27 protein-coding genes, 2 rRNA genes and 1 other annotated feature are annotated in these 26,754 nt (G+C 49.6%); of the genes, 28 read left to right on the plus strand and 1 reads right to left on the minus strand.

What is annotated here, in order from left to right; translation table 11 throughout:
- The 10 genes from I8U19_RS11570 to nagE form a co-directional block, all read left to right on the plus strand.
- Nucleotides 1-287 (plus strand): 23S ribosomal RNA (locus I8U19_RS11570); the annotation flags it as partial.
- Between the two features lie 85 nt (nt 288-372).
- Nucleotides 373-487 (plus strand): 5S ribosomal RNA (gene rrf / locus I8U19_RS11575).
- 1,396 nt (nt 488-1,883) lie between these two features.
- Entirely contained in the window at nt 1,884-2,087 is a 204-nt protein-coding gene (locus I8U19_RS17330; protein ID WP_198059213.1) for a sigma factor G inhibitor Gin, read from the plus strand.
- A gap of 546 nt (nt 2,088-2,633) precedes the next feature.
- Nucleotides 2,634-4,046, plus strand: a complete 1,413-nt coding sequence (locus I8U19_RS11585) for an aminotransferase class I/II-fold pyridoxal phosphate-dependent enzyme (protein ID WP_232330966.1) — start codon at nt 2,634-2,636, stop codon at nt 4,044-4,046.
- Nucleotides 4,047-4,079: 33 nt separating this feature from the next.
- Complete coding sequence (gene tmk, locus I8U19_RS11590) at nt 4,080-4,709, plus strand: dTMP kinase (RefSeq protein ID WP_033100716.1); 630 nt, start codon at nt 4,080-4,082, stop codon at nt 4,707-4,709.
- A gap of 331 nt (nt 4,710-5,040) precedes the next feature.
- The gene (locus I8U19_RS11595) at nt 5,041-5,871 is read left to right on the plus strand and encodes a PSP1 domain-containing protein (protein ID WP_198055983.1); all 831 of its coding nucleotides are present in this window, start codon (nt 5,041-5,043) and stop codon (nt 5,869-5,871) included.
- 51 nt (nt 5,872-5,922) lie between these two features.
- Nucleotides 5,923-6,282, plus strand: a complete 360-nt coding sequence (locus I8U19_RS11600; RefSeq protein ID WP_033100713.1) for an initiation-control protein YabA — start codon at nt 5,923-5,925, stop codon at nt 6,280-6,282.
- 97 nt (nt 6,283-6,379) lie between these two features.
- Nucleotides 6,380-6,649 carry a GIY-YIG nuclease family protein gene (locus tag I8U19_RS11605; protein WP_033100712.1) on the plus strand — a complete coding sequence of 90 codons (270 nt, stop codon included), beginning with the start codon at nt 6,380-6,382 and terminating at the stop codon, nt 6,647-6,649.
- Nucleotides 6,640-7,512, plus strand: a complete 873-nt coding sequence (gene rsmI / locus I8U19_RS11610; RefSeq protein WP_033100711.1) for a 16S rRNA (cytidine(1402)-2'-O)-methyltransferase — start codon at nt 6,640-6,642, stop codon at nt 7,510-7,512. The genes I8U19_RS11605 and rsmI overlap by 10 nt, the downstream gene beginning before the upstream one ends.
- A gap of 184 nt (nt 7,513-7,696) precedes the next feature.
- Complete coding sequence (gene nagE / locus I8U19_RS11615; protein ID WP_198056028.1) at nt 7,697-9,157, plus strand: N-acetylglucosamine-specific PTS transporter subunit IIBC; 1,461 nt, start codon at nt 7,697-7,699, stop codon at nt 9,155-9,157.
- Between the two features lie 314 nt (nt 9,158-9,471).
- Here nagE and I8U19_RS11620 read toward each other — a convergent pair whose 3' ends face one another.
- The gene (locus I8U19_RS11620) at nt 9,472-9,744 is read right to left on the minus strand and encodes an AbrB/MazE/SpoVT family DNA-binding domain-containing protein (RefSeq protein WP_033100710.1); all 273 of its coding nucleotides are present in this window, start codon (nt 9,742-9,744) and stop codon (nt 9,472-9,474) included.
- Between the two features lie 393 nt (nt 9,745-10,137).
- On the opposite strand from I8U19_RS11620, the gene I8U19_RS11625 reads away from it, so the two are divergent.
- The 18 genes from I8U19_RS11625 (at nt 10,138) to pth (ending at nt 26,727) form a co-directional block, all read left to right on the plus strand.
- Nucleotides 10,138-11,088, plus strand: a complete 951-nt coding sequence (locus I8U19_RS11625; protein ID WP_033100709.1) for a DNA double-strand break repair nuclease NurA — start codon at nt 10,138-10,140, stop codon at nt 11,086-11,088.
- A gap of 36 nt (nt 11,089-11,124) precedes the next feature.
- Nucleotides 11,125-12,960 carry an ATP-binding protein gene (locus I8U19_RS11630; protein WP_033100708.1) on the plus strand — a complete coding sequence of 612 codons (1,836 nt, stop codon included), beginning with the start codon at nt 11,125-11,127 and terminating at the stop codon, nt 12,958-12,960.
- A gap of 135 nt (nt 12,961-13,095) precedes the next feature.
- Nucleotides 13,096-13,330: a binding site (T-box leader), on the plus strand.
- Between the two features lie 46 nt (nt 13,331-13,376).
- On the plus strand, nt 13,377-15,359 hold the full coding sequence (gene metG, locus I8U19_RS11635) for a methionine--tRNA ligase (protein WP_033100707.1): 1,983 nt from the start codon (nt 13,377-13,379) through the stop codon (nt 15,357-15,359).
- 292 nt (nt 15,360-15,651) lie between these two features.
- On the plus strand, nt 15,652-16,203 hold the full coding sequence (lepB, locus tag I8U19_RS11640) for a signal peptidase I (RefSeq protein WP_198055984.1): 552 nt from the start codon (nt 15,652-15,654) through the stop codon (nt 16,201-16,203).
- 17 nt (nt 16,204-16,220) lie between these two features.
- Nucleotides 16,221-17,006, plus strand: a complete 786-nt coding sequence (locus I8U19_RS11645) for a TatD family hydrolase (protein WP_198056029.1) — start codon at nt 16,221-16,223, stop codon at nt 17,004-17,006.
- 88 nt (nt 17,007-17,094) lie between these two features.
- On the plus strand, nt 17,095-17,661 hold the full coding sequence (gene rnmV / locus I8U19_RS11650) for a ribonuclease M5 (RefSeq protein WP_232330957.1): 567 nt from the start codon (nt 17,095-17,097) through the stop codon (nt 17,659-17,661).
- The gene (gene rsmA, locus I8U19_RS11655) at nt 17,649-18,551 is read left to right on the plus strand and encodes a 16S rRNA (adenine(1518)-N(6)/adenine(1519)-N(6))-dimethyltransferase RsmA (protein WP_370589222.1); all 903 of its coding nucleotides are present in this window, start codon (nt 17,649-17,651) and stop codon (nt 18,549-18,551) included. The genes rnmV and rsmA overlap by 13 nt, the downstream gene beginning before the upstream one ends.
- 34 nt (nt 18,552-18,585) lie before the next feature.
- On the plus strand, nt 18,586-19,059 hold the full coding sequence (locus tag I8U19_RS11660; RefSeq protein WP_033100705.1) for a ribonuclease H-like YkuK family protein: 474 nt from the start codon (nt 18,586-18,588) through the stop codon (nt 19,057-19,059).
- A 127-nt stretch (nt 19,060-19,186) separates the two neighbouring features.
- The gene (locus tag I8U19_RS11665) at nt 19,187-19,468 is read left to right on the plus strand and encodes a Veg family protein (protein ID WP_033100704.1); all 282 of its coding nucleotides are present in this window, start codon (nt 19,187-19,189) and stop codon (nt 19,466-19,468) included.
- 147 nt (nt 19,469-19,615) lie between these two features.
- Complete coding sequence (locus I8U19_RS11670) at nt 19,616-19,780, plus strand: small, acid-soluble spore protein, alpha/beta type (RefSeq protein WP_370589224.1); 165 nt, start codon at nt 19,616-19,618, stop codon at nt 19,778-19,780.
- 175 nt (nt 19,781-19,955) lie between these two features.
- On the plus strand, nt 19,956-20,849 hold the full coding sequence (gene ispE, locus I8U19_RS11675) for a 4-(cytidine 5'-diphospho)-2-C-methyl-D-erythritol kinase (protein WP_198055986.1): 894 nt from the start codon (nt 19,956-19,958) through the stop codon (nt 20,847-20,849).
- 40 nt (nt 20,850-20,889) lie between these two features.
- Nucleotides 20,890-21,720 (plus strand): pur operon repressor, encoded by an 831-nt coding sequence (purR, locus tag I8U19_RS11680; RefSeq protein WP_033100701.1) that lies wholly within the window; start codon nt 20,890-20,892, stop codon nt 21,718-21,720.
- A gap of 8 nt (nt 21,721-21,728) precedes the next feature.
- Nucleotides 21,729-22,103, plus strand: a complete 375-nt coding sequence (locus tag I8U19_RS11685) for a RidA family protein (protein WP_033100733.1) — start codon at nt 21,729-21,731, stop codon at nt 22,101-22,103.
- A 118-nt stretch (nt 22,104-22,221) separates the two neighbouring features.
- Nucleotides 22,222-22,524: a septation regulator SpoVG gene (spoVG, locus tag I8U19_RS11690; protein ID WP_033100700.1), complete on the plus strand. Its 303-nt coding sequence runs from the start codon at nt 22,222-22,224 to the stop codon at nt 22,522-22,524.
- A gap of 146 nt (nt 22,525-22,670) precedes the next feature.
- Nucleotides 22,671-24,053, plus strand: coding sequence for a bifunctional UDP-N-acetylglucosamine diphosphorylase/glucosamine-1-phosphate N-acetyltransferase GlmU (gene glmU / locus I8U19_RS11695; protein ID WP_198055987.1), 1,383 nt, complete (start codon nt 22,671-22,673; stop codon nt 24,051-24,053).
- A gap of 25 nt (nt 24,054-24,078) precedes the next feature.
- Nucleotides 24,079-25,026, plus strand: a complete 948-nt coding sequence (locus I8U19_RS11700) for a ribose-phosphate diphosphokinase (RefSeq protein ID WP_033100698.1) — start codon at nt 24,079-24,081, stop codon at nt 25,024-25,026.
- A 284-nt stretch (nt 25,027-25,310) separates the two neighbouring features.
- A complete protein-coding gene (locus I8U19_RS11705) occupies nt 25,311-25,898 on the plus strand; it encodes a 50S ribosomal protein L25 (RefSeq protein ID WP_052154127.1) in 588 nt (195 codons plus the stop codon).
- 256 nt (nt 25,899-26,154) lie between these two features.
- Nucleotides 26,155-26,727 carry an aminoacyl-tRNA hydrolase gene (gene pth / locus I8U19_RS11710; protein ID WP_033100697.1) on the plus strand — a complete coding sequence of 191 codons (573 nt, stop codon included), beginning with the start codon at nt 26,155-26,157 and terminating at the stop codon, nt 26,725-26,727.
- Nucleotides 26,728-26,754: the final 27 nt, after the last annotated feature.

The raw sequence follows: 26,754 nt of genomic DNA on the forward strand, positions 1-26,754 counted from the left end.
ATCTGTCGCGGGCGCAGGAAATTTGAGAGGAGCTGTCCTTAGTACGAGAGGACCGGGATGGACGCACCGCTGGTGTACCAGTTGTTCCGCCAGGAGCACCGCTGGGTAGCCAAGTGCGGACGGGATAAGCGCTGAAAGCATCTAAGCGCGAAGCCCACCTCAAGATGAGATTTCCCATTCCTTCGTGGAAGTAAGACCCCTTGAAGATGACAAGGTAGATCGGTCCGAGGTGTAAGCACAGCAATGTGTTCAGCTGACGGATACGAATCGGTCGAGGGCTTATCCTACTACTTCTCTTCCACTCGCAACCCTTATTCCAATCTTATTTTCAGGGTGTGTTCCCTTCAGGGAACCACTTAACAAAAAACATCGTCTGGTGATGATAGCGGAGGGGATCCACCCGTTCCCATCCCGAACACGGAAGTTAAGCCCTCCAGCGCCGATGGTACTTGGGGTTCACCCCTGGGAGAGTAGGTCGTTGCCAGGCAAAGATACAAGCCACCTCGTTGGAGGTGGCTTTTTCATTGTTGTCTTTGTTATTTTTATTTCCTTCGATTCATCCTCCTTCTCCATCCTTTCCCATCGCCATCTGTTTTTGAGCGTATTTCATTCACTCCGTCGGGAATCCTCGCGGAAATCCTGAGGATGTTCCCCGATGTTCTCCTCAGATTTGCGGATTCATCCAAATGGGATACAAGTTATAGGGGCGGGAAATCGCTTCTCCAAAGTACAATTTTACCAGGCTTGGGGAATCTGGTTTGGAATCCGGCTTAAGGAAATTACAGATTTAATTTTTAATCGCGATTGAGCTGAGACAAATCAATTTAGCTGAAAATATTGGTCTCATTCAAAAATATTGGTTTTATTCAAGGAAGACGCTGTGAACTGCTTCTACTGATAAATTGCAGAATGGATCGCTTCGACGATACGATACCGACGTTCACTGCGACCAGGAGTCTTTGTTAGCGTTTAGGGTTCCGTGGTAGTGTAGTTGGGAAACGGTTAGCATTTTTCTACTAAAATGGAAGGATAAAAGAAAGAAAAGATCAAGAAGCATGTGCCGAGGATTGGCTGGGAGACAGCAGAGCATCACTTGTTTTCTACTTTGTTTTGGATCTTGTGTTTTCATATTTAATACGTAAATAGCTTCTGAGCAGTGCATTTAGAGGAATAAAAATAGCAAAAATGAAAATGACAATCCATCTTGGAGTAAGCATCAGATTTCCTCCTTTTTCATTTAGCCTGTTACGCAAATGACGAAAATATTCTAATAGGGTGATGAATAAGCATAGGGAGTAGGATGTTTGACAGGTTATAGAAAACGGGAGATGGTTTATCAGGGAAATCCGGTTAAGGAAAGGAATGCCTGAACAAGAACTGTGCCACCTCCCGACAGGAGATATCCTTCTTCTTGGAAAATGTTTATCTCTTTACGGTATATACAGTGGATCAGAAGTAAACAAAATTGCCAGGGTAGAGGTGCCCCACTGACCGACCGGATCTAAGGTTGACTTCAGCGGAGTTTCATGACTGTCATTTTCGCCTGAAGTGCGTTGAAGCAGGGGAGTTTGGTTGCTTTTCGATGCAGTCGCCTGCCGCTGGAATTGTTTGTGTCGGTAATCATCCACTCACAGACGGACAAAATTTTGTTGATGAAATCCCTGAAAAATGGAAGCAATGAATTTTATTCGCTAAGCTTTCTCCACACAAGAAGCGGCCCGGGCAACCGGAATTGGAGCAATACCATGCAAAACATCAACACATCCCTGACAGCAACCATAATGAATTTTCCTCAAAAAACAGGGCTATTGGTCATTGTTTATTGTTTAAATCATTGCCCTTTTGGAAATGATGTGAACAAAAGGGAAAGGCGGGCGATTGAGATGGAGAATAAGCAGCCCTATCACTGTATCATTTGTGACCAGGTTCGCGATGAAATGTTACCTTTATTGGATCAATATATCTGTACCCTCTGTGAAAGAGAGTTGGCGCGCAGTACCGTTGATGATCTGCGTTATGGCTACTATGTTTGGCGTTTAAGGGTATTTTGGAATCATCAGGGAAAAACATTATATGAAGCACCTTAACTTTTTACTGAGAGGTGAAGCCTCTGTTGCCGTCTGGCGAAAACAAGCGAATCCTCGCGAGAGAGGATGGGTAAAGGGCGATTCATTTGCCTGTCGCGGATATTTGTGCTGCGTGGTTTTGTTCCCTGCCCTTTCGAGCAGCGCAATTCAGATACCGGGACATCGGTTTCCTTCAAGAAGTTGCGATGATCATCACAGAGACGGATTTTTTCAAACCATATTTCCTGAAAACGGGGAGCGCTAAATCTCTCCAATTTGACTTGGTTTCATCTTGACAGAAAAGACAGGGGATTCTGTTCACCATCCGCTCACCTCATCCGTTATCCGGCTGTCGGACAATGTTCCAGGGGCCGGCTTTTTTATTTGGGTGGGTGGTTGCAAACCCAAGCGGACCACGGAAAATGATCTCTCTGTGACAGAAAGGATTTCTCTATTCTTCAAGAAGCTGCTTGCGGATTTGAGTGAGGGCGTACTTTAACTTTGCTTGCCCATTTGCCATGAATTGTTTTATATAAATAGGAAGGAGGTGGCGCGAAAGTGGATCAGATGAAGGCGCCGTTGTTTGATGCTTTGATAAGGCATATCAACCGTTCGACGGGCAATTTTCATGTTCCCGGTCATAAACAAGGTCAGGCATTTGATGATGCCGGAAAGAAATGGTTTGCATCCGTTTTGCAATTGGATTTAACAGAGGTGGGGGAACTGGATGACTTACACCATCCGCAAGGAGCGATTTTGGAAGCGCAGCAGTTGGCGTCTGCAGCATTCAGGGCAGAACATACTCTTTTTCTGGTGGGAGGAACCACCGCCGGCATTTTAGCGACCATTCTTCACCTCTGTCGTCCGGGAGAAGAGATTATTATTCAGCGCAATTGCCATCAATCTGTGTTTCACGGATGTATGATGGCCGGGGCAAAACAGCGCTATCTGCCATGCGAATTTGACCAAAACGGAATGGAGATCCCGATTTCCCCGGATACGGTTCAACAGATGATCCGTCAGTACCCACAGGCCAAAGGGGTGGTGATTACCAGTCCGTCCTATTTTGGAGTTGTCCAGAATGTGCGCGAAATCGCAGAGATTTGCCATGCACATCAAATTCCGCTGGTTGTCGATGAAGCACATGGAGCCCACTTTGGATTTCACCCGCGTCTCCCGCTGTCGGCCATCGACCAAGGAGCCGATGTTTCCATTCAGTCCACGCACAAATTGCTCACCTCCATGACGATGTCCTCAATGCTGCACGCTCAAGGAGAAAGAGTAAATATCGCGGATATCATGCGCTGGCTTCGCATGATCGAATCAAGCAGCCCTTCTTATCCGTTGATGGCTTCTCTTGACTTGGCCAGACGATGGATCGCCACGAAGGGAAAGGAAGAATTGGAACGTTTGTTAATTGCCCTGGATCATTTCCGGGGAAATATAAAAAACGGTTCTTTTATACATGAGGTTTCTGTTCTCAGCCCTCATGATCCGTTAAAATTGACTTTAGTTGCCGATCCAGGAGTGTCCGGCTATGCCATGGCCGATTGGTTAAATAAACAGGGAATTTATGCTGAGTTGGCTGACCACCGAAAAGTGTTGTTTGTTTTTTCGCCTGGAACAACAGAAAGCGAGCTGAGCAGGCTTGAGCAGGTTCTCAGGCGGCTGGACAGGGAAATTTCCCATTTTCCCAAGGAACCTTCTTTCAATTTACCGAGCTTCTCCATACATACCCAGGCGAAGGTGGAGTTCGATGAACTGAGGCGGAGAAAAAGGCGCTGGATTCCTTTGGCCAGTGCCGCGGGTGAGATTGTGACAGAAATGATCACTCCGTATCCGCCAGGGATTCCTCTTGTGTTACCTGGAGAGGAATTGCGTGAAGAGGTTCTTCACTTTTTGTGCGATGTGATCCGGCGTGGAGGAAACGTGCGCGGTATTCGTTCTTCCGACACACCGGCGGTGGAGGTGCTCCTTTAAATCTTGACGGCGAAGTGAGGAGGTGCGACAAGGATGGGAAAAGGTAGGTTTATTACGTTTGAAGGGCCGGAAGGGGCCGGAAAAACGACACAAATCCGACTGCTCGAGGATTATTTGCGGCTGAAGGGAAAAGAATGCATCACAGTGCGTGAGCCGGGTGGTACACCGATTGGAGACGGAATTCGTCAGATTTTATTGAGCACGGAATTTTCCGATATGAGGCCGCGAACCGAAATTCTGCTGTACGCTGCCTCCCGGGCCCAACTGGTGGATCAAGTGATTCGCCCCGCGCTGGAGCAAGGCAAGATTGTTTTATGCGACCGTTATGTTGATTCCAGCATTGCTTATCAGGGTTACGGGGCGCAGTGGGATCTTCAGGAGGTTATTCAGATTAACGAATGGGCAACCGGCGGCCTGAAACCTGATCGTACATATTTGCTTGATTTGCCCGTGGAAATGAGCCAGAGCCGGATGAAGAATCGCGGCGGAAAGAAGGATCGGATGGAATTGAAAGAGAAATTATTCCATGAACGGGTTCGTGAAGGGTTTCTCTCTTTGGCGCAAAGCGCCCCCGAACGTTATCGCAAGCTGGATGCATGCTTGAGCAAAGAAGAGATATTCGGGCAGCTGGCCGAAGACATCCTCAACTTGGTGAAAGATTGACGGGAGAATGATGCTGTCGGGACGAATTTCCAGCTCTTACTTAATGAGATGTTTGCTCAATTTTTACTGTGAATGATAGAATGGTATATGAGATTCTTTAACAGAATCCTGTGAGAATCAATGAACAAATTGACGGATAGATCAGATGATCCAAACGGGTTTATTTTGAATAAATTGGGAGGCGTGTATTCAAACAAAACCGGCAAAGCATCAATATTTCTTGGATGGAACAAAAAAGAGATCATCGCTTTTCGTCAGCGACAGGCTGATACGATGCAACCTCTGGCCGTACTCGGAAAATAGGTTGGGCGGTAGAGGAGGGACGCTGTAAGTGCTAAGAGTGATTGGAGTTCGCTTTCGACAAGCGGGTAAGATATATTTTTTTGACCCTGCCGATTTACAAGTGCAACGCGGGGACCATGTCATCGTGGAAACGGTGCGGGGAGTCGAATACGGCCATGTGGTGACGGGAATCCGTTTTGTCAAGGAGGATGAAGTGGTACTGCCCCTTAAAAAGGTATTACGGATTGCCACGGATGGAGATACTGAACAAATGGAAGAAAATCGCCAGGCGGCAAAAGCGGCCTTATCCATTTGTCATGAAAAAATCCAAACACATGGTTTAGAAATGAAGTTGGTTGATGCAGAATACACGTTTGACCGCAATAAAATCATCTTTTATTTCACCGCGGATGGACGTGTCGATTTCCGCGAATTGGTTCGCGACTTGGCTGCGGTTTTTCGGACCCGTATCGAGCTCAGGCAGATCGGGGTACGGGATGAAGCAAAAATGTTGGGCGGAATTGGCCCGTGCGGACGGATTCTTTGCTGTTCGTCTTTTTTGGGAGACTTTGAGCCTGTTTCGATTAAAATGGCAAAAGATCAGAATCTATCCCTGAATCCGGCTAAAATCTCCGGGCTTTGCGGCCGGTTAATGTGCTGTTTGAAATATGAAAACGACCTTTATGATGAAGCGAAGCAAATTTTGCCCGATCTCGGTGAGAATGTGTTGACGCCGAACGGAGATGGAAAAGTGGTTTTGTTGAACCTTTTGGAGCGGCGGGTGCAAGTGGAACTGTTTCAAACGGGGGCGTTGGTGGAACATTCTTTGGAAGAGATCAAACTGACAGAGTCTCCGCAGACGAGCGGAAGCTTTAAATGACCGGAAACCACGAATATTAACCGCTTTTGGTGATAAACGAGGTGGGGGGGCTTGGACAAAGAAGCTATCTTTGAGCAGGTCGCTCGCGTTGAAGAGCGAATCGGTGAACTGTATAAGGAATTAGCCGGGCTGAAAGAACAGATTGTCGGATTAATCGAAGATAATACCCGATTAATGATGGAGAACCAACGGCTGAAAGAGCTGGAAGCCAGGTTCTCTTCACCTTCAGGCGAAACAGAAGAAAAGACGCTTCCACCAAAAGAAGAAGCCGCAGGTAAAGGGGTTCATCATCTCGCAGATTTATATGAAGAAGGGTTTCATATATGCAATGTTCATTATGGTCGGTTGCGCGGAGAGGGAGATTGCCTGTTTTGTATCGCCTTTCTCAATAAATCATCCAAGGAAGAATGACGCTGGCAAAGTGGTACCAATTCGAGTATGGTGTAACCACCAGACCCGTCCGGTGCCGGAAGCCGGCGTTTTTTCTTTGCCCAAATGGAGGAAGAAAATGGCCGATTCCTATTATGTTTACATACTGGAGTGTCGGGACGGTACATTATACACAGGGATGACTAATCATTTGGAGCGGCGGTTGCGAATGCATCGTCTCGGAAAAGGGGCCAAATATACACGCGCCCGCTTGCCGGTGGTTCTGCGGTATTATGAAGCGGGCACGAGCAAATCGTGGGCCCTGAAACGGGAGCATGAGATTAAAAAGATGTCACGGAAGGAAAAATGGAGATTAATCGCAGAAAGGGGAACCGAGCGATGCACGTGATCAAGAGTTTTGCCGAAGAAAAAAGAGGTATTCTCTATGTCGTCGGAACGCCGATCGGCAATTTGCAGGATATGAGTCCGAGAGCGTTGGAGATCCTGAGTGAAGTCGACCTGATTGCAGCTGAAGATACACGGCATACGCGAAAGTTGCTCCAGGTTTTTCAGTTTCATACGGAATTGATCAGTTACCATGAACATAATAAAAGAGAACGCGGAGCCCAACTGCTCAATCAGCTTTTGGAAGGGAAGAAAATAGCCCTGGTCAGCGATGCGGGGATGCCCGGAATTTCCGATCCGGGAGAAGAATTGGTTCGGGATGCCGTCCAACATCAGATTCCGGTGGTTCCGATCCCCGGCCCGAATGCCGCTCTGGCTGCGCTCGTTGCTTCAGGATTGCCGACCCAACCTTTTCTGTTCATCGGCTTTTTGCCGCGGTCAACTAAAGAGAGACGGGCGCAGTTGCAACGCTGGGCCAGGACCCCGGCCACCCTGCTGTTTTATGAATCTCCGCACCGGATCACCGAGATGCTGGCCGATCTTCGGCAAGTGATGGGCAACCGACGTTTGGCCATCTGCCGGGAATTGACCAAAAAGCATGAGGAATGGCTGCGCGGAGACATTGACCGCTGTTTGGATTACTTAAAGGAGCATGGAGCCCGCGGGGAATATACGATTGTCGTATCCGGAGATCTTCAGGAAGAAGAGGAATCTCAAGAGGAAGCATGGTGGGAATCACTTGCGATTGAAGACCATGTCGAGATTTATATAAAAAAGGGGATGTCAAAAAAAGAGGCGATCGCCCAAACGGCGAAAGATCGTTCCCTGCCCAAGCGAGAGGTTTATAATACCTATCACCGGAACTGAATTTGCCTGAAAGAAGGCATTTTGTCATCCAGGTATTATCCTCAGTCAATATAAAAAATATGACAGGAAAATTAACTTTCTATGTATAATAAAAGTATGTGTTTGGATGTCCAAAGTCGCGGCAGACAGGCTGGAAATAGACTAACGGAGGTGTAAGAGTTTGAGCAAACGACGAGGAGGGGGTATTTTAGGGTCATTGCAGCGCATCGGAAAATCATTGATGCTTCCGATCGCCGTGTTGCCGGCCGCGGGGATTTTGCTCCGCCTGGGCGCGTTATTGTCCGACCCGAAATACTTCGCCAAAGGAAGTATTATTTATTATGTAGGCGAAATTCTGACCCGTGGTGCGAGTGCGATTACGGACCATATGCCCGTCCTGTTTGCAGTTGGGGTGGCCATCGGATTGGCGGAAGAGGCGGGTGCCGCGGCACTGGCAGCTCTCGTTGGATATCTGGTGTTAAGCCAGGTGGTCGATCTGGGAAGCACCAAGACGATGAAACTGGATACCGGAGTTCTCGGTGGGATCATTTCCGGGGCCATCGCAGCAGTGCTTTATCGCCGGTACCACAAAATTAAACTGCCCGACTGGTTGCAGTTTTTTGGCGGAAAACGCTTTGTTCCGATCATTACCTCTTTTGTGATGGTATGGGTAGGTATTATTTTCTTATTCATTTGGCCGACTGTTCAAGACTGGATTAATAGTGCCGGAAACTGGTTGATCGGTGCGGGTGCCGTCGGAGTCTTTGTCTACGGGATTTTGAATCGTTTGCTGATTCCTTTTGGGCTTCACCATATTGTTAACACGATTGTCTGGTTTAATGTCGGATCGTATCACGGGGTTACGGGAGACATGAACCGGTTTTTGCATGGGGACCCGACTGCGGGAATCTTCATGGCCGGGATGTTCCCGATCATGATGTTTGCCTTGCCGGCTGCGTGTTTTGCCATGTTGCATGAAGCCCGGCCGTCCCAGCGCCAAAAAGTGTACGGTGTGCTGGTGAGCGCGGCTCTCACTGCCTTTTTGACCGGGGTTACCGAACCGATCGAGTTTTCGTTCATGTTTGTGGCGCCGATTTTATATGTGGTGCACGCCATTCTGACCGGGGTCTCCATGGCGGTTGTCGATCTGCTGGGAATCCGCCACGGTTTTACCTTCTCGGCAGGGGCGATTGACTATATTCTCAACTACAATCTGGCTACCAAGCCGTTGCTGTTGTTGGTCATCGGCGTGATTTATGCTGTGCTGTACTACGTCCTGTTCCGCTTCATGATCCGCATCTTTAACCTGAAGACACCCGGACGTGAAGATGAAGAGGATGAAACGGCAAATGCAGCGGAAGAAAAGGGGAAACGAGCCGGAGGAGGAGAGGATGAACTGGCGCGCCAGGTTCTCGAGGCCATCGGCGGAAAGGAAAATATCGAACATCTGGATGCTTGTATCACCCGCCTGCGCATGACTTTGAAGAATGAAGAAAAGCTGGATCGCGACCAATTGCGAAAATTGGGGGCTTCCGGTGTGATACAGGTGGGGCCGGGCAATTTTCAGGCTGTGTTTGGCACAAAATCTGAACTATTGAAGGAACGCATATTGGAAATAGCCAAACAGGAGAAGGCGGAGGAAGCGGAAAAACCCGAAAAGGAGTAAAAAAAGAAAGCGGTTGCCCGTGAACGAAGGGCAACCGCTTTACTCTGTGCCGGCATATCAAAATCTCCAAGGAAGGATGACTTCCTGCTTGCGTTTGCTGAAGCAGGCGTTTCGTAAATCTCCGCCTGATAAAACGGCAATATGGTTGACACAATATTTTCAAAGTTCTTCCTCGCCACTTCCCATGCAGGTAATATGTATCCTCATTAAGTGCGTAAGTGTTGCGGATGATGCTGGGAATAACGTGTTTCATCTATAGGAAAAAAGGCGGATGCATGAGATAATGGTAAATGAAGATTTTGGCAGATTTAACTTTATTCTACCGTCACTTTTTCACCGTGGATCAGTTGGTACATTTCTTCAATGCATTTTTTGCTCACGACTTTGTTCTTGTAGCGGATTGTTTCATCCACTTCGCCGGTGAAGATGCAAGCCGGTTCATATTTTTTCAGAACAATGCGTTCTCCGTCTACATAGATTTCCAGAGCATCTTTTTCACCAATTCCCAACGTTCGGCGTAATTCGATTGGAATGACAACGCGGCCGAGTTCGTCAACTTTGCGAACAATACCAGTAGATTTCAACATATCCGGAATCCCCTCTCAGTTTTGATTTTGGTTTTGGGTTTTGTTTTTATCTTTAAATTGACGTCAAATTTCGACATCGACGTCAAACTCATCATACCAACCATTCCCATAACAGTCAATATAATTAGAGGATTTTTATAGAAAATTCCTTAATCATGTAAAAGAATAGTTATTTCTTAGTCAAAAAAAGTTTATTTTATCAGCATGAAACATTTAATATATAAATATTATTTTTATCTTAAGTTTATTCTGTGTCGGTTCCGGGCTTAAATGAGACTGTTTTTCCAAAAATACCTTTCCTTTCTTTATCATAATCTGAAAAAATAGGGTAAGAAAACTCGGGATTATTAGATGGCAGATTCTTGACAATGAAGGACCAAAGGAGGAAAAGACATGCTGCCCGTATCGGAGGAGTTAAAATGGAAACTGAAAAAATTAAATGATTCCCTGCGTGAAATCTATCCGTCGACTGCGTTCGACAAAGAGAAAATCCGCGCCCGCCTGCGTGAAGTTGGATCATTTTACCGGATTGAAAAATGGGAAGACGGAGAAATGCGGGATTGGCTACAGGGGAGATCCGTGATCGGAGTCGATGGTTCCGTCAACTCCACCCGCGGCTCGCAAACCCGGACTTTATCTGTATTTCAAGCGTTGGCAAAAGGAACGCTGGGCGAAGAAAAGTGGGCTGCAGATGTATACACCCCGCTGCTTGAAGAGGAGGAAGAAGAGGGACAAGCTGCCCGGGAGGCCCGAAAACGGGGAGCGATTTTATCGGCGCTGGAAATGAGGGTGGCTGGTGAGGCGATGCGGGAGTGGGAAGCGCGGGTGGTGATCATGGACGGGTCACTTCTGCATTTTTATATCGATGATGCGGAAGAGTGGGAGAAATTGGCCAGGATCGCCGAGGATCGGGGAATTCTGATCGTGGGCGCGGCCGAAGAAATCAGCACGCGCCGGCTGGTCAAGGAACTGTTTCCGGAATTTCCCGCCTGGTCTGATCGCGATTTGCTCTATGGCGTGTTAAATGTGGGAGAAGCGTTTGAATGGGAGGAGTGGAGTCCGGCCGGAAGCGGAATGTGGAAAATGGCCTTTCGCTCGTCGAAAAGTCCCCAGCCGATTGGTTTGGACGGGCTGATGTCCCAACGGGAAGAGCGGCTGGCTCTGGCGCGGTTGATTTACAGCCTGACGCCGGAACAGGGCCGGGGCATTCCTTTTTGGCTGGATATTGTCGATAACCAGGTGCGGGTGACCAACCCTTTGGTCGAGACGATGGTTGAGAAGTATATCGACGCTGATCTGCGTCATCGCCTGCTGGCCGTAAAGCGGAGTGAACGCATGATTTGACGGGACAAAATACGCGATGGAAAGGGAGAGATGAGAATGCAGGTCGTTGGGGTCACAACACAGCAGGAAGTATATATCGTGTCGCGGGAGCGTAAATTTCGCATCAATGAGATTTTGGTTATTGAAGACAATGCCCTGAATAATCCGCGGGGGGAAGTGGTGGAAACTTTATCCTACAACCGCTTGATCCCGATGGGTCTGGACAAGTCCCTGGTGGATGCCCAGGTGATCCGTTCCCTGGAACAAATCGGATATGATATCGAATCCGATGAAATCAATCTGGCCAAATTGCGCTTATATGAAGAGGCGCCGCATCCCGTTCGCACCGGCTGTTCCGTCCGTTTGCCGGAATTTGCCGAAGTGCGCGATCTGCTGGTGAAGACAACGCCGTCAGAGGGGATGCTGCTCGGTGAAATTCGCGGAACCGAATCGATGTCGGAAACGATTACCCCCGATTTGCGAAACCGGGTGATGATCATGGAACAAGGAGCGCTCAGGGAGCAGCGGGGCGTTCCCTTTATCTTTGATATCAAAACGATGCAGCAATATCCCCATGTCGGCATTTTTGGCGGTTCGGGGTCGGGGAAGTCGTTCGGCTTGCGCGTGATGCTGGAAGAACTCATGAAATTGCGCATCCCGACACTGGTTTTTGATCCGCATTTTGAGATGGATTTTCGTGACCGCGTTCCGGGAGTGGAAGGAGGGGACGATTTTACCGATCGCTTTATCGCCGTGCAAATCGGGCAAGAAGTGGGTATTTCCTTTTCCGATCTGTCGACGCGCGATGTGACCGAACTTTTGGGCGCTGCCGGTAGCCAACTGTCTGACGCGATGGTGAATGTGATCCAGATGCTCCATCGGAAGCGTGATTCCTTTGCTTCCTTCAGTGACCGCATCAATAATCTGGTGCAGGCGTTGGAGGAGGGAAAACAGGGGCTGGAACGGCAGTTGAACAATGCGGATTTAACTCCGACCGATGTGCAGCGCATCCACGACTTGAAGCAGCTGTTGGCGCAGTATGGAACATTGCCGCTCTCCTCTGTCAAAGGGGTCCATTGGCGTTTGCAGCGGCTTGACAGGGCGGGATTGTTCCAACAGGATATCCGGGCGATCGAACGAGGCCTCGAACAGGGGAAATTGGTGGTGATTCAGGGGAGCACATGGGTTTTGCAAGTGTTTGCCACCTATGTGATCGGCTCCTTGTACCGGAAGCGCCGCGAATATAAAGATGCCCGCATGAACGGGGAGGAAGCGAAATTTTTTCCGCCGTTTATCGTCGTGACGGATGAAGCGCACAATTTTGCTCCCAAGGCGCTCGAATCTCCGGCGAAAGCGATCTTGAAAGAGATTGCCCAAGAGGGAAGAAAATACGGAGTGTTTCTCTTTCTCGCCACGCAGCGACCAACGCTTTTGGATGAGACGATTACTGCGCAGTTGAATACCAAATTTGTTTTCCGCACTGTGCGGGGAACCGATATTGCCACGTTGCGGGAAGAAACGGATTTGACGCCGGAAGAAGGGAAACGGCTTCCCTATCTGCGCTCCGGAGATACGTTTGTTTCCTCGGCCGTGTTTGGACGTACGATCTTTATTCGCATCCGCTGCGCTTATACACAAAGCCCGCATTTGTCCAATCCTTTTGATGAACTCAAGCAATTTGCCGAGAAACAGGATGATCAATTGCTGGGCGTCCTGGCCGGGTTGCTCCCTCTTTTTGATACCGATCTGGTCGGAGCGGTTGCCCAGATCAATCGTGCCTGCGGGTTAAGCTGGGATGTGCATCGCCTGAAACAGGAACTGGAACGTTTAACCCTTGAGGGAAAGCTGTCAAAGCATGCAACTCCGTTCGCCGTGCGCTATGATAAGAGATAGGGAGGTTTATCCGGTTTTTTCGCTGGAAAAGCTATGGAGAGAAGCAGCTTGGCAGAGGCGCCGCTTTTACTTTTCAACCGTTTTTGACTATTGTATAATAGGAAAAAGATCTTGATCCGTAATCAATGGAAAGAATCAAAGTCTGTGAAGGGGAAGAGTAGTCGGTGGACGCTATCTCCAGAGAGCTGGGACAGGTGGAAGCCAGCATAGCGGAAGCGGATGAACATGGCCCCTGAGACTTCTTCCTGAAATGGAGGTTCTCCGGACTAGGGAAGAACGTGTGCCGACGTTAAAAGGCGTCTGAGGGCATCTGCCGACAAAGCAGGTGCTGAACTTGGGTGGTACCGCGTGCACAGATCTCGCCCCAATGACGGGCGGGATTTTTTATTTTAAAAACGGGAAAGGAGTATGTGGGAATGAGTGAAGCCAAGAAGACCTTTTATCTGACGACACCGATTTATTATCCCAACAGCAAACTTCACATTGGTCATACCTATACGACGGTGGCCGGAGATGCGATGGCGCGTTACAAACGTTTGCGCGGGTACGATGTGATGTACTTGACCGGGACAGATGAGCACGGGCAAAAGATTCAAAAATCGGCCCAGGAGGCAGGGAAGACCCCGCAGGAGTTTTTGGATGAAAACGTGAATGAAATTCAAAGATTGTGGCAGAAGCTGGACATTTCCTACGATGATTTTATCCGCACGACACAGGAACGCCACAAAAAAGTGGTGCAAAAGATCTTTAAAAAATTGCTTGACCAAGGTGATATTTACCTGGGTGAATACGAAGGATGGTATTGTGTTCATGAGGAATCCTTCTTCACTGACCGCCAGGTGAAAGATGGCAAGTGCCCCGATTGCAATCGTCCCATCCAGAAAATCAGGGAGAAAAGTTATTTCTTCCGGATGGGCAAATACGTGGATCGCTTACTGCAACATTATGAGGCCAATCCGGACTTCATTGAACCGGAATCCCGCAAAAATGAAATGATCCAGAACTTTCTCAAGCCGGGGCTTGAAGATTTGAGCATTTCCCGAACCACTTTCGATTGGGGAATTCCGGTGCCGGACGACCCGGAGCACGTTGTTTATGTCTGGTTGGACGCCCTGACCAACTATATTACCGCAGTGGGCTATCTGTCCGACGATCCCGCGCTCGCTGCCCGTTTTGAAAAGTATTGGCCGGCCGACGTTCATCTGGTTGGCAAGGACATCGTTCGCTTCCATACGATTTATTGGCCGATTTTCCTGATGGCTCTCGGATTGCCGCTGCCGAAAAAGGTTTTTGCCCATGGGTTCTTCATGGTCGGGGGAGAAAAAATGTCAAAGTCAAAAGGAAATGTCGTTGACCCCGTTCCGCTCATCGACCGATACGGATTGGATCCGATCCGCTATTATCTGTTGCGTGAAGTCCCGTTTGGCGCAGACGGAATCTTTACGGCCGAGGCGTTTGTCGAGCGGGTGAACGCCGATTTGGCCAATGATCTGGGAAATTTGCTGCATCGGACCCTGACCATGGTGGAGAAATACTTCGGCGGAGTGGTACCAAAGCAGGTTGAAGGAGCCACTGAGCATGATCGGCCGCTGATCGACTTCGCAAGAAAAACGGTGGAGAAAGTGGAGGAAGCGATGGAAAACCTCCGGTTCTCTGTTGCACTGACTTCCATCTGGGAACTGGTTCGCTTCGGCAACCGTTATATTGAGCAAACCCAGCCGTGGAATCTGGCCAAAGATGAAGAGAAGAAGCATGTTCTCGGTTCGGTTCTCTACCACTTGCTTGAGGTGCTGAGAATGGTCGGCATTTTGATTCAGCCTTTTATGACAAGGGCACCCAAACAAATTTGGCAGCAGCTGGGGATAGAGGAAGGCCCGCTGACCGAATGGGATACGCTCAAGCAGTTTGGAGTGCTGCCGGCTGGTACGAAAACGCAGAAAGGAAAACCGATTTTTCCCCGACTCGATGTTAAAACAGAAGTGGAGGAGATTAAAAACATGATCAGCAAATCAACCCTCAAACCGGATGAAAAAACGGAAGCAGAGAAAACAATAAAAGAGAAGGATGAAGCGGCAGGGCTGATCTCGATCGACGAGTTTGCCAAAGTTGAACTGCGTGTTGCCGAGGTGATCCAGGCTGAGCCGGTGAAAAATGCGGATCGCCTGCTGAAACTGCAATTGTGCCTGGGGTCGGAAAAGCGCCAGGTGGTGTCTGGGATCGCCAAACATTATAAGCCGGAGGATTTGATCGGCAAAAAAGTGATTTGCGTGGTCAACCTGAAACCGGTCAAATTGCGTGGGGAGTTGTCCGAAGGGATGATTCTGGCCGCTTCTGATCAGGACCGGCTGGTTTTGGCGACGGTTTCCGGTGACATTCCCAACGGAACCAAAGTGAAATAACCCAAGCATGATTTGAGAAGGGAGCGGGCCCTCCTGACCGATTGTTCCGGGAGGTTGGGAGGCGCCATGTCCCGATTCTCCACACACTTCGGGCCACTACCCCGGCACGCGGTGATTTTTATGCCAGAAGTTGAAGTGAATCGGTTCCTTGAAATGGATGCAAGGAACTTCTTTTGCCTGTTCCGCTTTCAGAAACCAAGGGGAAAAAACGGTCTGTCCATTACAAAAACGGCCAGACAGTGAATTTGGTATAGAACCTGGTTCGAAATTTTTTCATACAGGAGGTTTTTTGATGGCGGATCCGAAAAGCTCATCGAAAAAATGGGTGACCGCATTGGAGTGGTTTGTGGCCATTGCCGTGGCGGTGTTGATTGCCTTTGGCATTCGCGGGTATTTGTTTGCCCCGTATGAAGTAAACGGTCAATCCATGGAACCGACACTGAAAGGCGATGAGCTGCTGATTGTAAATAAATGGATTTATCGTGTCGATATGCCCGATTATGGAGATATTATCGTCTTTCATACCAATGAAGGCCGCGATTTTATCAAACGGGTCATCGGTTTGCCGGGAGACCAGATCGATATTAAAAACGGAAAGGTATACCGAAACAAAAAACCGCTTGACGAACCTTATATCAACGGGGCGATGAATGATGCGATCGGAAGTTACAAGCATTTGATCGTTCCGGCTCACCATTTGTTCGTCATGGGAGACAACCGCAACAACAGCCTTGACAGCCGCATGATCGGCCCGGTTGACATCAGCGCGGTAGTGGGCCGGGCTGATGTGGTTGTATTGCCGGTGAACCGCATCCATTTACTGTCTCTGGCGACCCAGCGATAGAGGAGGATTCAGCCGTGATGTTGTTTGACACCCATGCCCATCTGAACGATCCCAAATTCGACGGGGACCGGGCGGAAGTGATCAGGCGGGCGCGTGAGGAATATGGCGTGCAAACGATTTTAAATGTCGGATACAACAAGGAAACCATTGCGACATCCCTGAAATTGGCCGAGGAATATGAGTTCATCTATTCCGCTGTCGGCTGGCATCCCCATGATGCCAAAGATTGCACCGATGCCGATTTGGAATGGATTCGCTCACTGACCACCCATCCCAAAGTGGTTGCACTGGGGGAAATGGGGCTTGATTATTATTGGGACAACTCCCCCCGCGATGTGCAGGCGCAGGTGTTTCGCCGGCAGATCGCTCTGGCGAAGGAGACAGGGCTTCCCATCATCATTCATGACCGGGATGCCCATGAGGACGTTGTGCGCATACTAAAGGAAGAACATGCCGAAGAAGTGGGAGGAGTCATGCATTGTTTCGGCGGCGACCTTCGCATCATGGAGGAAGTGTTGAAACTGAACTTCATGATCGGGTTGGGCGGTCCTGTCACCTTCAAGAATGCAAAAGAACCGAAAGAGGTGGCCAAAGAGGTTCCGCTTGATCGTCTGCTCATCGAGACGGATTGCCCCTATCTGGCGCCGCATCCCTATCGCGGCAATCGGAATGAAACGGGATACGTCCGGCTCGTGGCCGAGAAGATTGCCGAATTGCGCGGGATGAGCCCGGAAGAACTGGCCGAGGCCACCCGGGCCAATGCGATTCGTCTGTTTAAACTTGAAAAAGTGCTGAACGCTTGACGAAGCGAAACAAAAGGGAGCCTGGGTCCAGTGCTCCCTTCTTTCAAAGTTCAGTTTGAAATACAGTCCTGGAAAGAGGTAGCTTATTTTGTCACGTCCGAAGTTGAAAGAAGTTATTGTCGTAGAAGGAAAAAACGATACATTGGCGATCAGGCGCGCCGTCGAAGCCGATACAATTGAAACGCGGGGCTCGGCGCTGGGAGAAGAGGTGCTTGCCGAGATAAAACGGGCGCAGGCAAAGCGGGGAGTGATCGTGTTTACCGACCCTGACTATGCCGGAGAACGGATCCGGCGCATCATTTCGGAAAATGTGGCCGGGGTGAAACACGCCTTTTTGCCGCAAAGCGAAGCCGCAGGGAAGGGTAAAATCGGCATTGAACACGCCGGGGCGGAGGCGATTGCCAAGGCGCTCCAGTCCGTTCGCGCCGAATGGGACGGGGAGGAGCCAGAGCCGCCGCTCACCTGGGAAGAATATTATGAATTGGGTTTTGCCGGCGGGAGCGATTCGCGCAAACGCAGAGAACGGATCGCAGAGCGTTTGGGGATTGGTTACGGGAATGCCAAGCAATTTTACCGTCGTCTGCAAGTGCTGTGCATTTCGCGTGAAGAACTGCTGCAAGCCATGGCAGCAGAGGAGGAAGGATGGAAGGGATGACGCAAAAACCGATTTCTGTACGGACGAGGGATATTCTTAACCAATATGGAATCATACTAAAAAAGAGCTTGGGCCAAAATTTCCTCACTGATTCCCATGTCCTGGACAAGATCATTCGCGCAGCGGATTTAACCCCCGATTCGGGAGTGATTGAGATCGGGCCTGGGATCGGCGCTCTGACCGAGCGCATTGCCGATCAAGCGAAAAAAGTGGTTGCTGTTGAAATTGACGGCCGGTTGGTTCCGGTTTTGAAGGATTTGTTTCAAACCCGGCCGCAGGTGGAAATAGTTCATGGAGATGCTTTGACCGTCGATCTTCATGCTCTGGTGGATGAATATTTTCAGGAAGTGAATTCCCTTCATGTGGTCGCCAATCTTCCCTATTATGTCACATCCCCGATTGTGATCAGGCTGCTCACGGAGAGACTGCCGCTCAAAAATATCGTTATCATGATCCAGAAGGAAGTGGCCGACCGCATGACTGCGAAGCCGGGAACGAAGGATTACAGTTCGCTGAGCGTACTGGTGCAGTATTTTGCTGAAGCAAAAGAAGTGGCCCGCGTTCCAAGTCATGTTTTCGTTCCCCGTCCACAGGTGGATTCCGCAGTGGCGTGTTTAACCATCCGCGATCAACCTGCGGTCGAAGTTGGAAATCAGTCACTCTTTTTCAAAATCGTGCGAGCAGCTTTTGCTCAGCGGCGCAAAACTCTGTTGAATTCGCTTCATGCCAATCTCCTCACCAGCCTGGACAAAGCGGAAGTGGAGAGGTTGCTTCGTGAGGCGGATATTGATCCGAAACGACGCGGAGAAACATTAGACCTGGCGGAATATGCACGATTAACCGAAGTAATAGATGCAAAAGCGGATACGAACCTCAGACTCGACGTGTAGGATCAAACCATCCTAAATCGTTGGGGGTTTTTCCGTGAACTTTTATCATCCTCGTAAGGGCCGACGCAGTCTTGATCACATGATTGCGGAGATTAAGGAATATATTCAGGAAGACCCGAAGGCCAGCTATAAGATGGTGATCGGCACCGACTCGCAAACGCGCGAGCGGGAGACCATCTACGTCACGGCCGTAATTGTGCAGCGCATCGGCAAAGGTGCCACTTTCTACTATGCGAAGATTCGCCATAACGCGATGCGTGATCTCCGTTACCGCATTTATCGCGAGACGGAATACAGTTTGAAAGTGGTGGAACTGCTGAAGGAAAAAGGGTTCTTTGGTTTTTCCGTCAACATTCCGATGGAGATCCACTTGGATGTGGGGCAGCAGGGGGAGACGAGAAAACTGATTCAGGAAGTGGTCGGTTGGGTCACGTCTGTCGGCTATACGGCCAAGATCAAGCCGGAATCTTTTGCGGCCAGTGCCGTGGCTGACCGTTTTACCAAGTGAGTCTTATTTTATGGCAAAAAATTATGCAGAATCCCATTGACAAGAAGTTTGTCCCCCTGCTATAATACTTCGTTTGACTTTGCACCTCGCTTGTAGTATAATCTTCTATAAGTGAGGTGGTCGACCAATGGGCAAAAACGCGTTAACCGAAATCAAGTGTACTCTTGAGGGATACATCGGACAAAAAATCCGCTTAAAAGCAAACAGCGGACGCCGTAAGACCGTTGAACGGACCGGGATTCTCGAAGAGACTTACCCCTCCGTGTTCGTTGTCAAGTTGGATGAAGACCATTCTTTCAACCGAGTTTCTTACAGCTATGCAGATATACTGACAGAATCAGTGGAACTCACTGTTTTTAATAACAATAACGAACAAATTCCCGTGAAATACGTGAAAACATCTCAATAATGGAACACATTTCGGTGTGTTCTTTTTTTTACGATGTGAAAGCGCTTACATAAAAATGCGTTGAATTTGTCATACTAGGGATGCCCTGTGACTTGTTCTTGAATCCGAAAAGGAGGGGATCACTTGGCACGTCGGCGTGGTGGAGTGATGTCAGAAGCCTTTAAGTATGAGTTGGCCAAAGACCTCGGCTTTTACGATGTGGTTCAGCGTGAAGGCTGGGGTGGAATCAGAACCCGCGATGCGGGAAACATGGTGAAACGGGCGATTCAGATCGCCGAAGAACATTTGGCTGCGAGAGATTCAGGAAAGTAAACAGGGTAAGAAGCCCAAAGGGATATTTCCCTTGGGCTTTTCTTGTCTGGATGGTTACACCCGATTTCTTTTCATACTTCTGGCGAACCGATCGTGATAAAATAAGGAAAGTCTGGTCAACCGCTCTTGTTAAACAACGGAGAAATCATCAGTTGGTGCACTGGGGGGAAGAGAATTGCTCGTTTCAGTCAAAGCACCGGCCAAAATAAATCTGACACTGGATGCCCTTTATAAACGGCAGGATGGATACCATGAACTGGAAATGGTGATGACGACAGTCGATCTGTTTGACAGAATCGATTTGTTTGAAAAGGAAAGCTCGTCCATCACACTGGAATCCAGTTCGGGACTCGTGCCGCAGGATGAACGGAATCTCGCTTATCGCGCCGCCGTTCTTCTGAGAGAGAAAATCGGGATCAAGCGCGGGATACATATCCGAATTGATAAACATATTCCGGTAGCAGCGGGACTCGCCGGGGGAAGCAGCGATGCGGCGGCAACCCTGCGCGGGCTGAACCGGTTATGGGGGCTGGGTTTGAGCGATGAAGAACTGGCAGCCATCGGAGCGGAAATCGGTTCGGACGTTCCTTTTTGCGTTTATTCAGGCACTGCAATCGCCAGAGGACGGGGAGAGATCCTCACCCCGTTGCCTCCGCCGCCGCCCTGCTGGGTCGTGCTGGCCAAGCCGGGGCACGGCGTTTCCACGGCGGATGTATTCGGACGTCTGAAAGTGGATGAAATCGCGGAGCACCCGGAAACAGAACAAATGGCAGAGGCGCTGAGAAAACGAGATTACGATCACATGGTTCGTCTGTTGGGGAATGTGTTGGAGCCGGTGACGATGGAAATGCATGAGGATGTGGGCAAGATCAAGAAGAAGATGAAAGAGTTCGGAGCCGATGGCGTGTTAATGTCCGGCAGCGGACCCACGGTTTTTGCCCTGATAAGGCAAGAATCGCGGGCGAGACGGATTGTAAACAGCCTTCGGGGATTTTGCCGGCAAGTCTATTGCGTGCGCATGCTGGGAGTACGCACGGAAAGTGTGCTTGATGGAATCCGAACAAAATGATATATTTCGGTCAGGAATATTAGGACTTCGGAGGTATGGAATGGATAAGTGGAAACGGAGCGCGAGACTGGTTGACATGACCCGCCAATTACTGGTCCAGCCATACCGTTTAATTCCGCTTACGACTTTTGCTGAGCGATACCATGCGGCCAAATCTTCGATCAGTGAGGATTTGGACATCATTGATGAAGTGTTGAAAGCAGAAGGAAATGGCGAATTAGAGACGGTGGCCGGTGCGGCAGGCGGCGTGAGATATATTCCGGATATCGGCCGGGATCAGGCTCTTCACGTGATTCAAGGATTGTGCGAGCGGCTGAGCAATCCCGAACGAATTTTGCCGGGAGGGTTTTTATACCTTTCCGACCTGTTGGGAGACACAACCTTGGTCAACGAGATGGGCCGCATTTTCGCCTCGGTATTCGGCGGCAAAAAAATCGATGCCGTTTTAACCGTCGAAACCAAAGGAATCCCCATCGCTTATGCGACAGCGGCTTACCTTCGCGCCCCCGTGGTGATAGCGCGCTATGACTATCGGGTGACGGAAGGATCGGTTGTGACGGTCAACACAGTGTCGGGTTCAGGCAAACGGATGAGGCAGCTGTCTCTGTCAAAGCGGAGCTTGTCCGAGCGTTCACGCGTGCTCATTGTCGATGATTTCATGAAGGCGGGTGGCACGGTGCGGGGGATGTTCGATCTTCTGAACGAGTTTAACGCAGAGGTCGTCGGTGTCGGAGTGATGCTGGAAGCCCCGGCCAGGGAACGGTTGGTCGACGCTTATGCCTCATTGGTCCAAGTCAGGGAACTGGATGTGAAGGAACGGAGAGTACAAGTCGATTTGGGAAATATTTTTAACAGGGAGAGATGGGCATGATCACCATGATCAAACAAGTGCAAACGGAAAAAGCGCCGCAGGCAATCGGTCCTTACTCACAGGCGGTTGAACTGGGAGAGTTGATTTTCACGTCCGGGCAGATCCCGCTCACGCCCGAGGGGGAACTCGCCGGATCCGATATTGCGACACAAACGCACCAGGTTCTTAAAAATATCGGAGCTGTGCTGGAAGCAGCCGGAAGTGATTACAACCATGTCATTAAAACGACGATTTTCATAAAAGACATGAATCAGTTCCAGCAAATCAATGAGATTTACGCCCAATATTTTTCCGGGCATAAGCCGGCTCGCTCCTGCGTAGAAGTTGCCCGTTTGCCCAAAGATGTCCTGATTGAGATGGAGGTCATTGCCAAGAAGAAATAGATTGGAAAACAAGAGAAATTTACTAATACTGTCTATTTATGGGAGGAATTGGTCCCGTTGCCTCGAATAGGTAATTTAGAAATGATTAGTCATCATAGGAAACAGGTGGTGGGATCAGATGGAAATTACTGATGTGCGTTTACGCAGAGTCAACCGTGAAGGTCGAATGCGTGCGATTGCTTCGATTACGATTGACAGCGAGTTTGTGGTGCATGATATTCGAGTGATCGATGGCAATAACGGGATGTTCGTTGCCATGCCGAGCAAACGGACTCCGGATGGCGAATTTCGCGATATTGCCCATCCGATTTCTCCGGTCAGCCGGGAGAAGATCGAGGCGGCTGTTCTGGAAGAGTATCGCAAGGCCGGCGAACTCGAAGCGGCAGAACAGATGAATATCAACGCGCAAAAAGCTTTGTGATGGTTGGAAAATGATAAATCAGGAAGAGGAACCCGTGCCCCGGGTTCTTTTTTGTTGCGAAAGTTTAAAGACCGGTTTGGTTGCAATCCTACATATGATGCGATATATTCAGGGAGGAAGTTTCGAGAAACGGGGGCGCTTTGTTCATGCAACATGTTTATGCGGTGATATTGGCAGCTGGAAAAGGGACGCGGATGAAATCACGAAAACACAAAGTCCTTCATCCCGTTTGCGGAAAACCGATGATCGACCATATTCTGGATACTTTGGATGAACTTCAGACGGAAAAAACCATTCTTGTCGTCGGGCACCAGGCGGAAGCGGTTAAAGAACATCTGGGTGACCGGGTTTTATTTGCCGATCAGAAGGAGCAGCTGGGAACGGCCCACGCAGTCATGCAAGCAAGGCCTCTTTTGCAAAATGAAGAGGGAATCACCTTGGTGATCAACGGTGACCATCCTCTCTTTACCGCGGAAACATTCAGGAAGCTGGTGGAAAACCATCGTGCTTCAGGTGCGGCAGCGACCGTGCTGACGGCGGTCATGGAGAACCCGACCGGTTATGGACGGATCGTGCGCCGGGAGGACGGCCAAGTCGACCGCATTGTCGAGCAAAAAGACGCGTCGGAAGAAGAACGGGCCATTAAGGAAATTAATACCGGAACTTATTGTTTTGATAATCAAAAATTATTTTCTGCACTTTCTCTCGTTAATAATAATAATGCTCAAGGCGAATATTACCTGCCGGATGTCGTAGCCATTTTGCGTGAGCAGGGGCAGCCGATCCGCGCAGAAATTCTTGATGATCCGGATGAAGCGATGGGTGTGAATGACCGCGTTCAGATGGCCGAAGCGGCGAAACAGATGCGTGAGCGCATTTTGCGCAAAGCGATGAGAAGCGGTGTGACAATCATTGACCCGGCAAGTACGTATATTGAAGCAGATGTGGAGATCGGACCGGATACCGTGATTGAACCGGGAACGTTTTTGCGGGGCAAAACGGTCATTGGTGAAGGTTGCCACATTGGGCCGCAAGCCGATTTGTCCGATGTGGTGGTGGCGGACGGAGCCCGGATTCGCTATGCCGTGATTGAAGGCAGCAAAATCCGGGAGCAGGCCAAAGTCGGGCCTTACGCTTATCTTCGTCCCGGAACGGATCTGGGTGCCAACACCAAAGTGGGCTGTTTTGTCGATCTGAAGAAAGCCAATATCGGAAACGGTACAAAAATCTCTCACCTCGCCTATGTAGGAGATGCAGATGTGGGAGAGAATGTAAATGTCAGTTGCGGTGTGATCACGGTCAATTATGATGGACTGAATAAACACAAAACGGTGATTGAGGACGGGGCGTTCGTCGGCTGCAATGTTAACCTGGTGGCTCCGGTTAAGGTGGAAGAAGGGGCGTATGTGGCCGCCGGTTCAACCATTACGGACAATGTGCCGAAAGATGCCCTGGCGATTGCGCGTGAGCGGCAAACCAACAAACCGGGTTACGCGCAAAAATTAAAAGAAAAACGCTCAGCCAAATGAAATGAAATTGGAGGAACTTCAGCTTATGTCGACAGGTAATTCTCGCTTGCAGGTATTCAGTTGCAATTCCAATCCCGCTTTGTCAAAGGCGATTTGCGATCATATCGGGATCCCGCTCGGTGATGCCCATGTCGGCAAATTCAGCGATGGGGAAATTCATGTCAAACTGAATGAGAGTGTGCGCGGCTCCGATGTGTATGTGATCCAATCCACCTGTGATCCTGTCAACCAGCACCTGATGGAACTATTGGTCATGGTTGATGCGCTGCGCCGAGCTTCCGCGGGAACGATTAATGTGGTGATTCCCTATTACGGCTATGCCCGCCAGGATCGCAAAACCCGTGCGCGCGATCCGATCACGGCCAAACTGGTGGCCAATCTGATCGAAACAGCCGGAGCCGACCGCGTGATTACAATGGATTTGCACGCAACACAGATTCAGGGCTTTTTTGATATCCCCGTGGATAACCTGATGGGTGTGCCGATCCTCGGAGACTATTTCAAAAGCAAGGGCTTAACCGATGTCGTTGTTGTCTCCCCCGACCACGGTGGTGTGATTCGGGCTCGTCGTTTGGCTGAGCGTTTGGAAGCGCCGATTGCGATCATCGATAAGCGCCGGCCCGAACCCAACGTGGCTGAAGTGATGAACATTGTCGGAGATGTAAAAGGAAAAACAGCCATCATTATTGATGACATCATTGATACCGCCGGAACGATCACGCTGGCCGTCAACGCCTTGATGGAGCATGGCGCCAAGGAAGTTTACACTTGCTGTACCCATCCGGTCTTCTCCGGTCCGGCCATTGACCGAATCCGTGATTCCAATCTCAAAGAGATGGTGGTAACCGATACGATTCCGCTGTCGGAAAACAAGCAATTGGACAAGGTTAAGGTCTTGTCTGTTGCTGCTTTGCTGGGGGAGGCCATTTTGCGCGTTCATAATGAGCAATCGGTCAGCAAGCTGTTTGACTGAGAAAACGGACATGATGCCAAACCAAATCAGGATGAAAACCGGCAAACTCGGGTGGGGAGTGGTGCCCCTTTCACCGACCATCGATGTGGGGAGGTTAAGGGGACATCACGATCCAACCTGTAACACACCTGTACTTTTGCAAAACAGAGAAAGCGCTTTCCTTTTTTTGAGATTTGTTCCGGTGTTTGCGGGAGATGGAACTTTTTTTGCCGGTTGACGGCAGCTGAAGTTTAGGAAGCCGATGATCCGGGTATACCCTTACTCAAGAAAGGGGATGTTTGGTTATGTCAGTTGCCATTACAGCAGAGAAGCGGGAAAGAACAACGCAGGGATATATAAACCGGTTGCGCCGGGAAGGCAGAATACCCGCAGTCCTGTATGGGAAGGATTTTTCCCCCGAGTTGATTCACGTGGCGGAAAGCGAGGTTCGCAAACTCGGGGCAAGAGGCTTTGCTGATCTGCGTTTGGAAGGAAAAGCTTATCGTGTAATGGTTCGAGACATCCAGAGAGACCCGGTTAAAGATCGCCTGCTGCATATCGATTTCTTCAAAGTGGAGAAAAACCGGCCGATTGATGCAGAAGTTCCCCTCGTTCTCACAGGGGAAGCTCCGGGAGCGAAAGCGGGCGGCATCGTTGAACAACATCTGCGCACGGTCGAAGTCCGCACCCTGCCCGACCGGTTGCCGCAGGAATTGACACTGGACATCAGTGGCTTGGAAATGGGGGATAGCTTATCGCTGAATCATCTGCATCTCCCCGAGGGGGTTGAGCTCCTGGCAGACCCGGAAGCCGTTGTTGTCAGCATCGTGCCTCCTCAGGCAGGAGAAGTTTCGCAGGAGGCGGAAGAAGAAAACGAAAAAGAAAACGAGTGATCCCCGACGCGCAACTTTCCCGGTTGCGCTTTTTTTATATCCTCTCGCTTTTTTTGCACCTGTTTAACGGGATATTTTGAATTTGATGTGATCCGTTGTAAAATTGGCAACAGAAAAAGCTGTTTACATTTACAATAATCTGCAAAGGGGAAGCCTTTTTAATTTGCGGCTGATCTGAGAAAATAAAAAAATGGAGTAAAAACCGTCCCTCATCCTTCCAATGGGTTGAGGCTTGCCAGACTTGAGGAGGAACAGCATGAAATTGATTGCAGGGTTGGGGAATCCGGGCATCAAGTATGCCAGGACCCGTCATAATATCGGCTTTTGGGTGATTGACGAACTGAGCCGGCGATGGGGAATTCCCGTCACAAAAGAAAAGTGGAATGCGGAAGTGGGAGAAGGGGTGATCCGGGGGGAAAAGGTGATCCTCATGAAGCCCTTGACTTATATGAATTTATCCGGTGAAGCCGTCCGTCCGGCAATGGACTGGCTGAAGGCGGATCTGGAAGATTTATGCGTCATTTACGACGACCTGGACCTGCCGCCTGGACAAATTCGGTTGCGACTGAAAGGAAGCGCCGGCGGACATAACGGGATGAAATCAATTATCGCTCATCTGGGCAGCGATCAGTTCAAGCGGATCAAGATCGGCATCGGCAGGCCGGAAAGCCCGGTTCCTATACCGGATTATGTGCTGGGCACATTTTCTTCCGCCGAATTGGAGGAGATATCCGATGCAGTCGTGCGCTCGGCAGATGCCGTAGAACGTTGGCTCAGTTCCACTTTTCTCGAAGCGATGAATATTTACAATATGCGAAAACAGTCCTGAACATCATTGTCTCCCGGCGCTGCACCA

It is taken from the genome of Thermoactinomyces sp. CICC 10523, from assembly GCF_016055105.1.
Taxonomy (GTDB): domain Bacteria; phylum Bacillota; class Bacilli; order Thermoactinomycetales; family Thermoactinomycetaceae; genus Thermoactinomyces_A; species Thermoactinomyces_A daqus.